Raw genomic sequence first — 14,342 nt, forward strand, 5'->3', positions numbered from 1 at the left:
CGACAACGTAAAGAATGAAATACATAAAATACATAGTTATATTGACCTTGTTCGCATTAAGTTCCTGTGTGACAAACAGACTAATTTTTGAAAGCAAAGAGTTTAACGAATTTGGCAAACTTGACATTAAAACGGTAATACAATTAGAAAGACAAAAGCAGTCAAAAGACATTACACCTGACCATTTTATCGGAATTGGAGAAGGGATTTACCCCAACAAGAACAATTATATTTTAGCGACACCGAAAACTTTTGAAATCAAAGAGAAACCAAATTTCAAACTTGAAACCGAATATTTTTATGCCGTAAATGACAGTTTAGTAAAAGTAATTCTTTATCAATGGAACTACTTGCAAAAAACTGACACTGACTTTTTTGAAGAAGAAAACCATACAAAAAAATTCAAAGCATTTCAGACCAAGTTTAACAATTTGACTTCTAAACTGACAAAAGAATTTGGAGAACCTATCTCAAAAAATATTGAACAGGGAAAAATCAAGGACGAGACATTCAGAGATGACTTAAAATTTAAACGAGCGGACGGAATAAATGCGTATTTATTTATGTTTGGGAACGACAACAACGGATACAGACAAATAAGACTTGCAATTTATAAAGACTGAAAAACTATGAAAATAAGAAGCACTGGTGGTAACAGCACCTACCCCAAAAGGCGGGGTTTCGTATTCCAAAGACAGTTTTGTGGTTAATCAAACATTAGTTTTTCAAATCAAGTTTTGTGGTAAAAGTCCCGCCCTTCGGGTAGCTGCAAAACGTTGTGCAACATTTATTAAGAACCGAAATTATCCTTGAAAACGACAGAGACGAAATATGAAAATAATTGGCGAGAGATAGTCTTTAGAAAATTTAGAAATTAGGACTATTGGGGCAAACCAGATTATGAAAGCCATTTAGTCAAGACTTGTCACCAACTCAGGAAAAAGCCACTCAAGGATTTCTGAAATAGAGGACCTTAGAATAATGATTGGTCAAAATATTGGGCTGTAAGTTTCTGATACCTCTTTCTCTCGAGAAATTGAGACAGGACATACTGGCTGAAGGTGATTATTATGAAGGAGACTTATTAAAAGCTGTGTTGACCAGCGAAATAGAGTTTTGGAATCTTGAACCTAAGCTAACTAAAGAACTTGAAGCTATAATCTCGGACAATGAAGAATTACTCAATGAACGAGAACCTGACTTACTAAAATCCTACAAACAATGGAAAAAGAACTAATTGGGAAATGGGTCTTTAAGGATGGTAAAGTTGTCGCTGATTCAAATTGTGAATTGATCGAATCAATGATTAACAAAGACTTGACAGAAATTGAAATTAGTGAAGATGGATGGACAAAACGCTATCAGCATTTAAATGGCAGTGTTTGGGAATTAACTTATCCTGAAAGTCATTTACATGGCGGTGGACCTCCAAAACTGACCAGAATAAAAAAATAAAAACGTTGCACAACATCAGCTATAGCAAATGCGGGCTGACTGCTTAAAAATGAAGATTTTACAACTAAATAAATTTACGGTAGGCGGACAAGAAAGCAGTTTCAAAATCCCGCACTTGCCATAGCCAGGGCCGTTGGCGTGCATTTAAAATGAAGAAACTCATAGTCATACTATCAATAATCATTGTCGGACTAACTTCCTCATGGTATTTCGACATTTGGAACGAACCTGTTAAGACGATAGATGAACTAATCGGACGGAATTTTGACTATGCTCATAAAAAGTATTTTCAGACTGACCCCAACAGACAATACAAAGTGAACATAAATGACAACCTGAACGAATTTGATGGTGGAATTCTAAATAAAAAGGAAATCCTAACGGACTCTATCGTTCACGTATTTACATGGCACTACACCTCACACAAAAAAACAATTTGGGTCGGACGAACTGAAAAAATGGAAAGCCAGGTAATTGACGCCATTCGATACAGCAATAACGTTCAATTTTAAAGCGTAGAGAGTTGGGGATAATCATTCAAAATAAAAAACACTATTTGACACGGTTTCCTATATGGTTAGCCATAATTGTCTTTTGTGGATTATCACCAGCTATAATCGGACTTTTTGGTGGTTGGTTAACAGAAATTTCAACAGGAGAGCCGTGTCATGAAGGAAACTGTGCTTGGATGGCACTACCATGGTTGATACTTTTTACTTTACCAATCAGTGGGATAATTTTAGCTATATACTTAATGATCATAATTATTGATTCTATAACATTGATGAAAGGAAATAAAAAACGACACACCAACAAAGGCTAAGAAAACATGAGGGCAGAAGTGGTAAAATGAAATTTAGTATACAAAATAAACTTGGTTCTCGGTTGAAAGTGACGTGTTCCAAGACCCGCACGTTTCTTAGCCAAAACGTTAGCACCAATCGTGAGGACGATACAGCACGACCTAAAATTATAAAATGACAGACAAACCAATTCCAGCAAAAATTCTTTTAACCTTAGTTGACAGCAAATCGACAGGAGAAGAATTTATTGGTTTATCAGCCTCTCTTTATAGACAGAATTTGATTTTTCCAAAACCCCGTGAATTAAGAAGAGAAAAAAACATTTTAGAGTTGATTGTGATTTTTCGTGACAACTATTCGTTCAAGAACTGGAACAAGAATATAGAAGTAAAAGAGTTTTGGTATACTAAGTTTGTCAAGCTGCTGTCTGAGAAACCTAAGACACTCAAAGAACGAGACGTTATTATTGAAGTTGACAATGTGACGAATTGCGGGTGCGACAAGTCTGACTTTTACATTTTAAAAGGACGTTCATTACAGTTTATTGACGAATTGACTTGTAGCAACTGTTTTGGACAAATTTCATATTCCAGAATACCGCTTGAAATTCAACTTGAAGACTGGCAGACAAAACACGAAAGAATTTACTCCAGTTGGCTTGAAAGTGGACTTTTTGAAAAAGAAGCTTACAAAGAGCTAACGAATTATAAAAAAGGAAAACTAAACTTAGAAGGAGAAAAAATCAGAAAACAACTTTCAGACTATTTCAAACTTCCTGTTTACATAAGCTACTTTGTTGAGGAGCCTGACGACAATCATACTTGCTTAGTTTGTGGCCAAAAAGGTTTTGACTCTGGTCTGAAAAGACCTAACAGAATTTGTAAGACCTGTAACACAATATTTGATTATGGCGACAAATAGAAAAACAACTGGTGCTAACAGGCGTTTGGCAAAAAAGCGGGTTCAGTGCTTAAATAAAGCTTTGTGCTTCGTATCAAGTTCAGTGCTGGCAGACAGTTTAGTGCTGCGAAATCCGCTTCTTCGCCAAGCGCCCAACCGTTGGCAACAAGCTGAAAAATGAAACACGATATCAAGATATTATATGGAATTTTAATAATTGGAGTATTGGTTTCAGTATTTCATATTTTAAATGACCAAGGTGGTTCTGCTTTAGGCAACATAATAGATACTTTAACTATTACTTCAATAATTCTATTTCTGTCAACAATCCTTTTTATTTTTCTATCATTCAAAAAGCACATTCGAAAAATAAGTATTTGGTTTCTTCTAATTTTAAGTTGCCCACTTGCTCTAATGTCTATGACACATATGACAAAGGAACTTTCTTTAAGACTGATTGAAACTACCACACCAGATAAGTTTGCTTATAATGTAAAAGTTACGACTGATAAATATGAACGAGATAAAATCCAGCTGCAAAACTTAGTTGATAGTCTTATAAAAGTTAAGACCGTTCAAAGACCATCAGAGTTGACTTTGAAATATTTTGAAGGCAAAACTTATAATGATTCAATAGAAAGAGATTGGGCAATTGATTTGCCGATAGGACTTGAATATAAAGAATCAATTATCGACACTTTATTTTACTCCGAGAACGGAAATGAAATTGTCGCTGGATTACTTATAAACAAAGCGTTTAACAAGTATATAGACTATCCAAATGGCGGAATTGAGTATTTTGGAAAAGGCTTTGAATTTGACCAGAAAAATTGGAAACCATTTAAAATGCTTAAATATTCAGTTACAGGATATGACAATTATAAAGAGTGTTCGGAAAGATTGAGGTATTATTATTTCAAAAAAATCGGGACTTACGAGAATGAATTGAATATGAATGACACAAGGTTTTTAAATAAAATTAAATAAAAGCCAGTTGCCAACATCGGCGATAGCAAATGCGGTTTGACTGGCTAAAAATGCAGATATTGCAACTAAATAAAATTCAGTCTGGCTGACAAAAATTCGGTTTCAAAATCCCGCACTTGCTATAGCCCGAAACCGTTGTGCGTCATTAAAAGAAACGAAGAAAAAAGTATGATAAGACTGATTATTGATAAACTTGGAAGTGGACATAATGACCTCTTTTTGAAAATTGACTTGATTCCGAGTTTTTCGAGAACAGCCGATAGCTACTATTTATTTGACTTTTTGGAAATTGATAATTCAGAAATTGAAAAACAGAAAGTGAATTCCGATTCAATTTTGGCTTTTGGTGCAATAAAACTTATCGACTTTTGGAATGAAAGAATAAAATCAATTGAAAAAGGACAAGTAAAATTTGTTCCATTCGACCTTTGGGACGAATACATAGGCGGATTAAGAATTGAAAAAACAAAACTTGGATATAAAGTCAAACTTGTCTCGACTGACAAAATTCACGGATATGGAGTTGGCAAGTCAAATCTTGACAAGCAAATAGAGCAAACCAAATTAACTTTTAATGAAGATGAAAAAGCAGAATGGTTAATAAGTGAACAGGCACTATTTGACGGATTTGAATGGAGTAAGAACGAATTGAAAAAATAAAAAACGAACGCACAACAACGCATATAGCTTATGGCGGGTGAACGGCTATCAACAAGGTTTTCGCTTCGTACCAAGCTTTGGCTTCAGTGGACAGGAAAGTACTTCGTAACCGCCACAAGCCATATGCAAACCGTTATAGGGCATTTTAGAAAGACGACACAGTAAAACAGATGACATCAGAATTTGAAATTAGCGACATTAAAATTTTATCGACAGGAGCTGACGGTGGACATCATTACTTATCTACAATAGTTGACTATAAAGGAAGTAAACGAAATATGACTGTCATTTTTAAAAACAAGAGTGACGAAAAACGATTAGAACAGCTTAAGTCACTTAAAGTAAAAGGACATTTACGAGATGAAGGTTCTCAATTTCCATTGACTCTTTTGAAATCTGAATTGATATAATAAACAAAGAATGACAATCTCAGATTTACATAACAAGTTAAAAGAAAAAGGAATTGATGAAAACCAATATTTCCTTCACGGACTTTTCGGCTCTACAGACGACAATGACAAAATTGGCTTAACAATAAGACAAGGACAAAACGGACTTGAATATGAAACTTTTTATAAAGAGCGTGGCGAAAAACACTCAACAAGAGCTTTTACGAATGAAAATGAAGCTTGTGAACACATTTTTAAAAAGCTTATTGACGAACAAATATTTAACAGAATCCAAAAAATTGTTGGACTATCAGGAATGACAGTCAATGAAAGGCTTTGGCAAAGCGGACTAATGGACGAGTTTGATAGAACCAAAAAGAAAGACAAAACAAGTGCGAAGGAAATTTTAAGGTGGTTAAGAGTTGACGAACCTTCAATTCAAAAGATAGTAAAATGACGACCGAAAGAAGAAAAACGCCCTATAACAGCATATATAACTTATGGCGGGGAAAGTGGTAAATTCAAGCTTAGTGCTTTTAAGTAAGTTTGTTGCAAGCCGACAGGAAAGTGCTTCGAAAACCGCCACAAGTCATATTCGCAAACCGTTATGGGCAACCCTAAAAGCGACAACGACAGTGGACATGAGATATGAAATATTAGAATCTTTGCCGACCTACGGACCAATGTATATTCCTGTGACAGAAGATGGAGAACTATTCTATTCACAAGGACTTGCGGTGAGATTTTTTAGAGATGATAAAAGTGATTGGGTTGCTAATTTTAAATTGGGCTGGACAGGACTCAATGCCGTTTATGAGATCGACAAACCTTTAAAATTGTTAGTGATTGCTGGCGGAACTTGTTATTTAATGAACCCAAATGACTCTATTCCAATCCAAGTATTTGGAATGAGTTATCAAAATGTAATTAAAACGTTAGATAGCAGATTGATTCTACATGACTCGACAGAGATAATGGTAATCGAACCAAATGGAGATCATTGGGATTCCGGTCGAATTTCGTGGGACGGACTTAAAGATTTGAAACTCGAAGGTAATCTTGTCACTGGGTTTTCTTACGACCCTATGAATGATGCAGACGAATGGGTAGAATTTAATTACAATATTGACACAAAAGTCACGACTGGTGGCAGTATTAAACGATACGACAATTCGAAAAATAAATGGTGGAAAATATGGAAATGAGAAAAGGGCAGCCCATAACTTCAGCTACCCGTCAAGTGCGGCAGCAGTGGTTTTCGGCGGGCATCTTTCCGCTCGGGCTACTTTTCGGCTTGACAGGAAATCGCCCGCAGTCCGCCCCTGCGTGTAGCTTCCTACGTTACCGGCAAGCTTAGACAACGACACAGTGGACAACAAAATTGAAACATATTCGACCCTTTGGAATTTGGTTGACATTGACCAGACCGACCACAAACTGAAAGACATTGCAACTCTGTTTTTGAACGCAATGAATGACTGGCCGACACAAGACCAAAGCAAAATCGCTGACTTTGTTCAGGAAATCAAAGAGTATTTCGGTTCACCGCTGACCGTTGAGAAAATAGACGCAAGAAAATTCAACGGACAAAATGCTTGGCAGGTTGAATCGGGAAGTTCGATAGCTGAACTCATTGATACTTCGACAAGATTTTGCAATGAAAGTAACTTCGACAATATCTTAAAAAACATTCATGACTTCTACGAACAAGAGTTTAATAAGACAGACTTTATTGCAAAACTTACATATAGGACGACTGAACAAGGCGGTAGACAAACTCCTGCAAAAAGCGGTTACAGACCACAAGTAAAGTTTGACTTTACCGAAATGCAGACTTCAGGACAACAAACTTTTATTGATAAAGAAACACTATTCCCTGGTGACATCGTTGACGCAAAAATCAAAATATTATCTCCAGGCTTCTTTGCAGGTAGCTTGACGGAAGGAATGCATTTTGAATTTAGAGAAGGTGCGACAGTTATGGGGACAGGAGAAATAAAATACATAATAAACGACAAACTTGAGAAAGCCAGCCGGTAACACGGGTTTTGCGTTAGTGGGCGGACAGTGCGAATAGAAACATTTGAGCAATTAATAAACGTTGGTGCTGGCAGACAGTTAACGGATTCAAAAGCCCACCAACGCAAAGCCCGAAACCGTTCTCGCCAACCAAGAGAAAATAAAAACAGAGTAAAAAATGAAACGGGGGATAAGATTAATTTTAACAAATCTGGCAATTTTAGTTCTATGTACTGGATGCGACCCTGTTCATAATATTAAATTAGAAAATAGTACAGAGGAGGATGTCGAAATTTTAATAAGTAAAAATGTTTATCCTGACGAAAGAAATGAATTTGAAGAGATTGAGTATAAAGGCAGAATACTTGATGCCAAAAGAATAAAGCCAAATGATTTTATCAACATTGGAACTGTTGTCGCAAGATACCAGCCAAAGAGGGAAGATATAGACTTCTTGGAAATCAGGATGAATTCAGGTGATACAGTAACTTTAATAGGCAAAGGAGCAATTTTTAGCCAAATCCATGAATTCGAAAAATTAGATTGGAGAATTCAAATAAAATAAAAGAGAATGAAGGCTGGCGAGAACAATGCATACCCGTTCATTGTCAGCAAAAGCTGGCAATGACAGGTATGCGGGCCGTTAACGAAAATTGAAAAAAAACCTTGGAAAGCAACAATTTATATCACAAAACTTTGAAATACTTGTTTCTAGGCTTAGGAATAATAATGTTAATAACGTCCATTTTGTCTTGGTTCTTTCCGGAGTTATTCTGGGTAAATGGTGAGAAAATGGAACAAAGCATCGTTACCTCATTAGTTTTTGGAATGATAGGAATAGTTTGCTTTCTAATATTTATTGCTATAAAGGATAAATTGGTGATCGTAAAATTAGGAGGCCAAAATGTAACAATAAGAAATGGTGACAAGGAAAGAAAAATAAATTGGATGGAAGTGGAATCCCTTTCTCTCATACAGTTTGTTTACCCTCCTTTGTATAAATTGAAAGTTAAAGGGGATAATAAAGTCTATTGGTTCAATACTGAAAATCAATTCATAAATGCAGGTGGATTTACTAGTGATACAAGTGAAATGGGGGACTTAATAAAGAAAAAGAAAAGAGAGTTAGGGATTTAATTTTACAAATCATTTGACCATCAATCCATTAATACCGTAAATTCAAGAAAAAAAACATGGCAAACCTTACTATAAATAATAAGACTTTGGAAAAGTATTTTGGTATGTTGCGAGGTCTAGATAATCTTTCCAAGAAAAAGCTGATCATAAAATTGACTGAATCTCTTGAAATAAAGGAAGAGAAAGTTGACTTGAAAACTCTTTTTGGAGCATGGGAAGACAACAAAGATTCTGATGAAATCATCAAAGAAATGAGAGAATCAAGAGTTGAAAAAGCAGAAGATCTTGGTTTCGAATGAAATATATTTTAGACTCAAATATCTGCATCCATTTTTTAAGAGGAAAGTTTGGGATGATAGAAAAGTTTCAGGAGTTAGGAACGGAAAATTTTGCTATTTCTGAAATTACATTTGCTGAACTAGTGTTTGGAGCTGAAAATAGCACTAATCCCAAGAAGAATCTTGAGTTAATTGAAGTTTTTACCAATCAACTTCTGATCCTCCCTATTTTCAGTGCCATTTACCTTTATGGAAAAGAGAAAGCCCGATTAAGGTCAATAGGACTGATGATAAGCGATTTTGATCTATTAATCGGTTGTACTGCAGTGGATAAAGAGCTAATCATGGTGACCGAAAATCAAAAGGAATTTGAAAGAATATCTGGAATTCAACTAGAAAACTGGGTAAATAGATAAGATAAACTTTCGCTAACATCACCTTGGATACAGCGGGTGGTTCAGAGTAAATAGAAAGTTTAGTATCTTTAAAAGTTTAGGTGTATGCTGGAAGAGAACGGTTCCAAATGCCCGCCGTCTCCAAGCTGAATCACGTTATAAGCCATTTTAATGACAACCATCGATACCAAAAGACATATCGAAATTAACGAAGGCTATCAAGGTATAAACTTGACAGAATTTGCTATTGGGGTTGACGAACTTATTAGCAACGACCAAATTGTTGACAACTTCATTCGTTCAAAACAATTCTCATTTGACAGTTTGCGTGACTGCGTAAAAGCTGAACCAGACAAGGGTTATTTGAGACAAGCTTTTGACGTTGACAAAATAAAAATCACAGACTATAGAAAAACAGACAAACAAGGAGTATCAAAATTTCTTTTTGACTTTATAAATGAACCAGACTGGGGTGACGATAGAAACGAATTTGCTAAACTGCTCGACGGGTATTTTGAAATTCACAACGAGTTTGGGGACAACGAGTTTTATATTTTATCAAAGGACTGGTTCAACAAAGAAGATGAAAGAGTAATTGAACCCGAAAGTTGGGTTTATACCTATTACTTTTTGATTATTTCGGTAGACAGGAAATCAAACTTATTGACATTGACAGAATGGACATACGATTAACAAAATGACAGAAAAAACGGCTTATAACAGCACATTTGCAATAGGCGGGGTTTCGTGCTCCGCAGACAGTTTAGTGGTAGCCGAAAGTTTTGTGCTCCGCATAAAGTTCAGTGGTAAAAATCCCGCCCATCGCAAATCTGCAAACCCTTATAGGGCATTTTGAAATGACGACACCGAAGAACATATTATTTTGGACATTAACAATATTTGGAACTTTGTTTTTCGGTCTACTTGCTTTTATATCATATAGTGAGTGGTGGACAGTAAAATAGTAAAAGAGACTAGTGGGTATCCTTGGGGATCCATTAACGAAAACCCTTGGTATTTTGAAAACCCCGACTTATACTCTATAGTAATGTTGACAGAAGGTATGGCTTTTACAGTAGCATTGATAATTTTAACAACTCAGATAATTAAAACAAATAAGGAAGGAATTATTTACGCAATTATGTTTGGTTTAGGGCTGTTCATAATAATGATTGTTAATGGAACAATAAAATGAAATAACTTAAGATGTATTTTGAAATTCAAGATTTTTGAAAAATCAACTGTTTGTAAAAAATGAAAACATGGATAAATATTCAGGTAGAATTAATAAAGTTCTCCTTTTGATACTTGGGCTTTGTTCGTTTTCATTGTTTCTATATCTTCATAATGCTCCTGAATTAAAAGGATATATCAAAAAAGTTGATTCTAATAATACAACGATGGGATTTAAGCTGACCGTGATTTATGGTTCAGCTAAATTGGTTTCATTAATATTAGGCCTTTCAATTACATCGATTGTCATTATAAAAAGTATTAAAAAGAGGAAAATCAAGCAAAACGCCCTATAACATTACCTTGGAATACCGCGGGCGGTTTTGAGAAAATAGAAAGTTTCGTATCTGTAGTAAGTTAGGAGTAGGCTGGAATGGAGCGACTCCGAATACCCGCCGTTTCCAAGCCAAACCGTTGGCACACATTTCAAATCGAAACCCCACAATCAAAAACTAAAGAAAAAAGTAACCCAATTAATCGGAGTAATTTTTCTTTTCGTTGGAGGATATTTTGCTGTTAAAGCAGGATATCATCTTTTGAATTACGAATTAACTTGGGGACTTAAATCTGGAGCATTTGGATATGTAAGACCATATTGGGAAATAGTTGTTGAGTTTCTGTTTTGGCTTACAGTAACTATTGGTGGTTTAGGGTTTTTAACTTCAAAAAAGTTTGGGTTAAAAATTGGAAGTTATTCACTCATTCTTCCAGTACTAACTTCCTTAGTATTTTTGATTGGTAGAATTTCCAAAAAGCTCGATTATTCGAATATCATAATGGTTAATAATGAAAGCCTAAAAATGTCCTTAAGAGAACAATGGGAATACATTTATTCTGAACCAATTTATTCCGCAGTTCTAGTTTTGGTTCTAATCACAATAATGATTGTATCAAAGCACCAGTTAAAGGTTGAAAATGGGCATAATAATTCATCCAAGGAAAAAATAAATTTAATGATTTTTACTTTTCTAATTTTTGCATCATGTGCAGAAAAAAGGTTTGAAATAATTCAATATCAAAATGGCCATCAAATATTGAAAGTGAATTCTACAAATAGAAATGGAGAAGCAATGGAGCCTGTTTTAATGAAAGCGGTCTCACCTGACACGGTTGAAATTGGAGAACTAATTGATGTTAAGGTCTTTTTATCGCAACCTAATTTTAAAATAGTAGATGCCAGTTTTGATTGTGAAGTTTCAGATATGTCATTAGCTGATACTACGAACAATAAAATAATTGGATGCTCAAAAGGTTTACTTGTAGAGAATGATACCGTAAGAATTCAGTTTAATGTTGGAGGTGATTTTGGGGAGAAAGAATTTCCAGAAATAGTAATCCTCTCTAAAGGCGATGATAATGTTTACAGATATCATAAAGGGACATTTAACTACTTTGTGAAAAGGTAAACGTGTGCCAACATCACCTTGGATACAGCGGGCGGAACTGATTAACTATGAAAATCATTATCTTTAAGAAGCGAGAAGTAAGTTTGAATAATACGGATCCGAATGCCCGCCGTCTCCAAGCTGAACCCCGTTGTAGGTTATTGTAAAACGACTCGATGAGAAAACTCTGTATGGTTATATTGACTTTATTTTCTCTTGGTTGCTCAACGACAACTAAGCTAAATAAGGAAATTGACAAAAGTCAAAGACAATCCATTAAGATTTCGCCATTTAAAACAGCGACAGGAATGACAAATGAATTGAAAATTCAAAAACAATATAGAGCTCAATATGAAAATGAACTGAGTGAAATAATAAATAAAAACCCGCGAGACACCTTAATATTGACCGAGAACTATGACTACATCTGTTTCGGCTGTCCAGCATATTTAATTCAAATTTATTCTGGAGACTCTATAGTAACTTACCAAAAACAAATAACTGAAAACATATATCAGAGGACATCTGAGTCTTTTTTAAAAAATTCCATGGCACCTATGACTTATAAGTATTCAGACATTATTGAATTGAAAAGCCAGATACAGAAAGGTGAAAACTGGAACTCAAACCCTGAAAAACATGGAACTGACGAATGCTTTGACGGAGGACACACATTTTATACCGTCTTTTATCCAAAAGTAGAAATTGAGTCTATGTACATGAGATGCTGGACACCTGAGGAATTTAAAAAATAGAAAAATAACAAACCCACAACAACGCATATAGCTTATGTCGGTGTCGGGTGGACTTTTACTTGCAACTTTTGCACTTGTAGCAAGCTTGGTTTCGGGCGGACAGTTACGTGCTTCGAATGCCCTACGTTTGATACCCGAACCGTTGGCGCCAATTGAATAAAGACTTGAAAGACAACCCGAAATATAGACCCACAAACCAATTACAAAAGGACTGTTTACGACTATTCAGAAAATGGTTTCCCGACTTGAAGAACAGAATTGAGTTTAGAGAGCCTTTAATGCATCCTGACAACTTTTGTTTCTCAGTCTCACCCGACAATTCTGAATTTGGAGATGTAGTTTTTGACATTAACGACCAAGAAATCACCATATTCACCGACTTTGATCATCATCACTATGAGACCTATATTTATGATGATAAAGATGAAGACACAAAAAGACAAAAAGCTATACAACTTGCCTTGACAAGCATTAAAGAGCTAATAAGCGGGGAAATAGTCATCGGACTAGAAAAGAAAGGAGAGAAAATAATTAAAGCATTCAGGTATTATAAAGACAATCCAGAAGATAAAATGAGTGCTGTAATAAGCTTGGACAATGAAGGTGAAAAACTCGAATCTAACCAAAATGTGCCGACTGAGCGAGTTACAGTTAACTGGAACGGAATATTAAAAAAAGAAGAACTTCTGGCGCCAAAAATACATATTAGCAAGCGGGCGGATAGTGATAAACAAAACTATAATACTTTTAAAAAACTTTGGTCTAAGCTGACAGGTAAGTAACTTATGAAGCCCATCTGCTCATAGCCAAACGTTACTAGCAATTTTCCTGACTTCCAATCCGCATTAAAATCATCTGGATCCTCACCTTTACGATGAATCCAGCCAATTAACTCTAACAAGTAGCTTTCATCAAAGAAATATACAAGTTGAAATTCATTTAGCGCCAGACTTAGTGGTTCAACAGCGACAGACCCGAAAATTACTCGGAGCATAGTTGGCATTTCGCGAGGCTGTATAGTATTGGCTGAGCATTCGCGCAACTAGTAGGTTTGGCTTGTACATTCAGTATTTTAGCGAAAACATAAATGGATTTCAATAGTAGTATAAATGAAACTATCAAAAATAACATCTGCCATTCTTCTCTTAGTGATATGTGGTTTTGCCTCTTGTACTAACAAAAGCAGTATAGTTGATGACGCTAGCGCGAGTGCTAAGTCAGCAGATATTGTGATTTACGGAGGAACTTCTGCGGGCCTATCTGCTGCCATTCAAGCGGCAAGAATGGGGAAGTCTGTCATACTTATTGAACCGAGTACTCGTTTAGGCGGGCTTACCACTGGCGGTCTTGGACAGACTGATATTGGGAATAAGCAGGTAGTTGGGGGAATAGCACGGGAATTTTACAGAAATATAAAATCTCATTACCAGGATTCCACCAACTGGGTGTGGCAAGCTAGATCTGACTATGTAGATGGGGGGCAAACTCGCTCAGGCAAGGATGAAGATGCGATGTGGACTTTTGAGCCTTCCGCAGCGCTGAAAGTTTATCATAATATGCTTGAAAATCTGGCTATTACCATCATCTATAAGCAGCGGCTTGATAGAGCTACAGGCGTTGCCAAAGTCGAAGGGGAAATTACTTCCATTACTATGGAATCGGGAGAAACCTACAAAGGGAAAGTTTTTATAGATGCGACCTATGAAGGGGATCTTTTGGCAAGTGCGGGCGTGTCTTATACGGTAGGCAGAGAGGCTAATTCTAAATATGGAGAAACGTTGAATGGTGTACAAGCCAACGATAAGAGTGAAACGCTCCTGGGATCAGTTTCAAATAATAGTGTTTACCATAACTTCATCAAGGGTGTAGATCCTTACATAGTCAAAGGAGATCCTAAGAGTGGCCTCCTTCCTTTTATTACCGGAGGTGGACCTGGAATAGATTGA

The 14,342-nt window shown here is 35.9% G+C and carries 21 protein-coding genes; all 21 read left to right on the forward strand.

Annotation, left to right across the window (positions count from 1 at the left end; translation table 11 throughout):
* Positions 1-14 precede the first annotated feature (14 nt).
* Positions 15-623, forward strand: a complete 609-nt coding sequence (locus AC0L6R_RS22390; RefSeq protein WP_473273215.1) for a hypothetical protein — start codon at positions 15-17, stop codon at positions 621-623.
* A gap of 374 nt (positions 624-997) precedes the next feature.
* A complete protein-coding gene (locus tag AC0L6R_RS22395) occupies positions 998-1,237 on the forward strand; it encodes a contact-dependent growth inhibition system immunity protein (protein WP_473273216.1) in 240 nt (79 codons plus the stop codon).
* Positions 1,222-1,455 carry an Imm27 family immunity protein gene (locus AC0L6R_RS22400; RefSeq protein WP_149395154.1) on the forward strand — a complete coding sequence of 78 codons (234 nt, stop codon included), beginning with the start codon at positions 1,222-1,224 and terminating at the stop codon, positions 1,453-1,455. Before AC0L6R_RS22395 ends, AC0L6R_RS22400 begins: the two co-directional genes overlap by 16 nt.
* Before the next feature lie 149 nt (positions 1,456-1,604).
* Entirely contained in the window at positions 1,605-1,967 is a 363-nt protein-coding gene (locus tag AC0L6R_RS22405; protein WP_283411280.1) for a hypothetical protein, read from the forward strand.
* A 465-nt stretch (positions 1,968-2,432) separates the two neighbouring features.
* Positions 2,433-3,179, forward strand: a complete 747-nt coding sequence (locus tag AC0L6R_RS22410; RefSeq protein ID WP_473273217.1) for a DUF2310 family Zn-ribbon-containing protein — start codon at positions 2,433-2,435, stop codon at positions 3,177-3,179.
* A gap of 156 nt (positions 3,180-3,335) precedes the next feature.
* Positions 3,336-4,145: a hypothetical protein gene (locus AC0L6R_RS22415; RefSeq protein WP_111322281.1), complete on the forward strand. Its 810-nt coding sequence runs from the start codon at positions 3,336-3,338 to the stop codon at positions 4,143-4,145.
* A gap of 219 nt (positions 4,146-4,364) precedes the next feature.
* Positions 4,365-4,805 (forward strand): hypothetical protein, encoded by a 441-nt coding sequence (locus AC0L6R_RS22420; RefSeq protein WP_473273218.1) that lies wholly within the window; start codon positions 4,365-4,367, stop codon positions 4,803-4,805.
* A gap of 170 nt (positions 4,806-4,975) precedes the next feature.
* A complete protein-coding gene (locus AC0L6R_RS22425) occupies positions 4,976-5,215 on the forward strand; it encodes a hypothetical protein (RefSeq protein ID WP_473273219.1) in 240 nt (79 codons plus the stop codon).
* A gap of 10 nt (positions 5,216-5,225) precedes the next feature.
* Entirely contained in the window at positions 5,226-5,651 is a 426-nt protein-coding gene (locus tag AC0L6R_RS22430; RefSeq protein ID WP_473273220.1) for a hypothetical protein, read from the forward strand.
* A 43-nt stretch (positions 5,652-5,694) separates the two neighbouring features.
* Positions 5,695-6,399: a hypothetical protein gene (locus AC0L6R_RS22435; protein WP_473273221.1), complete on the forward strand. Its 705-nt coding sequence runs from the start codon at positions 5,695-5,697 to the stop codon at positions 6,397-6,399.
* 163 nt (positions 6,400-6,562) lie between these two features.
* Positions 6,563-7,234, forward strand: a complete 672-nt coding sequence (locus AC0L6R_RS22440) for a hypothetical protein (protein ID WP_473273222.1) — start codon at positions 6,563-6,565, stop codon at positions 7,232-7,234.
* Positions 7,235-7,391: 157 nt separating this feature from the next.
* A complete protein-coding gene (locus AC0L6R_RS22445) occupies positions 7,392-7,778 on the forward strand; it encodes a hypothetical protein (RefSeq protein WP_473273223.1) in 387 nt (128 codons plus the stop codon).
* Positions 7,779-7,879: 101 nt separating this feature from the next.
* Complete coding sequence (locus AC0L6R_RS22450) at positions 7,880-8,350, forward strand: hypothetical protein (RefSeq protein ID WP_473273224.1); 471 nt, start codon at positions 7,880-7,882, stop codon at positions 8,348-8,350.
* A 56-nt stretch (positions 8,351-8,406) separates the two neighbouring features.
* Positions 8,407-8,649, forward strand: coding sequence for a hypothetical protein (locus AC0L6R_RS22455; RefSeq protein WP_473273225.1), 243 nt, complete (start codon positions 8,407-8,409; stop codon positions 8,647-8,649).
* The gene (locus AC0L6R_RS22460) at positions 8,646-9,044 is read left to right on the forward strand and encodes a PIN domain-containing protein (RefSeq protein WP_473273226.1); all 399 of its coding nucleotides are present in this window, start codon (positions 8,646-8,648) and stop codon (positions 9,042-9,044) included. Before AC0L6R_RS22455 ends, AC0L6R_RS22460 begins: the two co-directional genes overlap by 4 nt.
* Positions 9,045-9,194: 150 nt before the next feature.
* A complete protein-coding gene (locus tag AC0L6R_RS22465; protein WP_473273227.1) occupies positions 9,195-9,716 on the forward strand; it encodes a hypothetical protein in 522 nt (173 codons plus the stop codon).
* 536 nt (positions 9,717-10,252) lie between these two features.
* Complete coding sequence (locus tag AC0L6R_RS22470; protein ID WP_473273228.1) at positions 10,253-10,552, forward strand: hypothetical protein; 300 nt, start codon at positions 10,253-10,255, stop codon at positions 10,550-10,552.
* 240 nt (positions 10,553-10,792) lie between these two features.
* Positions 10,793-11,662, forward strand: a complete 870-nt coding sequence (locus AC0L6R_RS22475) for a hypothetical protein (RefSeq protein ID WP_473273229.1) — start codon at positions 10,793-10,795, stop codon at positions 11,660-11,662.
* A gap of 155 nt (positions 11,663-11,817) precedes the next feature.
* Positions 11,818-12,396: a hypothetical protein gene (locus tag AC0L6R_RS22480; protein ID WP_473273230.1), complete on the forward strand. Its 579-nt coding sequence runs from the start codon at positions 11,818-11,820 to the stop codon at positions 12,394-12,396.
* Positions 12,397-12,641: 245 nt separating this feature from the next.
* Positions 12,642-13,178, forward strand: coding sequence for a hypothetical protein (locus AC0L6R_RS22485; protein WP_473273231.1), 537 nt, complete (start codon positions 12,642-12,644; stop codon positions 13,176-13,178).
* A 327-nt stretch (positions 13,179-13,505) separates the two neighbouring features.
* Entirely contained in the window at positions 13,506-14,342 is an 837-nt protein-coding gene (locus AC0L6R_RS22490) for an FAD-dependent oxidoreductase (protein WP_473273232.1), read from the forward strand.

It is taken from the genome of Algoriphagus sp. 10J20-15 (assembly GCF_055809615.1).

Excerpts from the sequence above, each read along its gene's own strand:
- AC0L6R_RS22405 (WP_283411280.1), top strand. The coding sequence starts at position 1,605 with ATGAAGAAACTCATAGTCATACTATCAATAATCATTGTCGGACTAACT.
- AC0L6R_RS22400 (WP_149395154.1), top strand. The coding sequence starts at position 1,222 with ATGGAAAAAGAACTAATTGGGAAATGGGTCTTTAAGGATGGTAAAGTT.
- AC0L6R_RS22445 (WP_473273223.1), top strand. The coding sequence starts at position 7,392 with ATGAAACGGGGGATAAGATTAATTTTAACAAATCTGGCAATTTTAGTT.
- AC0L6R_RS22455 (WP_473273225.1), top strand. The coding sequence starts at position 8,407 with ATGGCAAACCTTACTATAAATAATAAGACTTTGGAAAAGTATTTTGGT.
- AC0L6R_RS22480 (WP_473273230.1), top strand. The coding sequence starts at position 11,818 with ATGAGAAAACTCTGTATGGTTATATTGACTTTATTTTCTCTTGGTTGC.
- AC0L6R_RS22425 (WP_473273219.1), top strand. The coding sequence starts at position 4,976 with ATGACATCAGAATTTGAAATTAGCGACATTAAAATTTTATCGACAGGA.
- AC0L6R_RS22430 (WP_473273220.1), top strand. The coding sequence starts at position 5,226 with ATGACAATCTCAGATTTACATAACAAGTTAAAAGAAAAAGGAATTGAT.
- AC0L6R_RS22460 (WP_473273226.1), top strand. The coding sequence starts at position 8,646 with ATGAAATATATTTTAGACTCAAATATCTGCATCCATTTTTTAAGAGGA.
- AC0L6R_RS22390 (WP_473273215.1), top strand. The coding sequence starts at position 15 with ATGAAATACATAAAATACATAGTTATATTGACCTTGTTCGCATTAAGT.
- AC0L6R_RS22415 (WP_111322281.1), top strand. The coding sequence starts at position 3,336 with ATGAAACACGATATCAAGATATTATATGGAATTTTAATAATTGGAGTA.
- AC0L6R_RS22490 (WP_473273232.1), top strand. The coding sequence starts at position 13,506 with ATGAAACTATCAAAAATAACATCTGCCATTCTTCTCTTAGTGATATGT.
- AC0L6R_RS22465 (WP_473273227.1), top strand. The coding sequence starts at position 9,195 with ATGACAACCATCGATACCAAAAGACATATCGAAATTAACGAAGGCTAT.
- AC0L6R_RS22410 (WP_473273217.1), top strand. The coding sequence starts at position 2,433 with ATGACAGACAAACCAATTCCAGCAAAAATTCTTTTAACCTTAGTTGAC.
- AC0L6R_RS22435 (WP_473273221.1), top strand. The coding sequence starts at position 5,695 with ATGGCGGGGAAAGTGGTAAATTCAAGCTTAGTGCTTTTAAGTAAGTTT.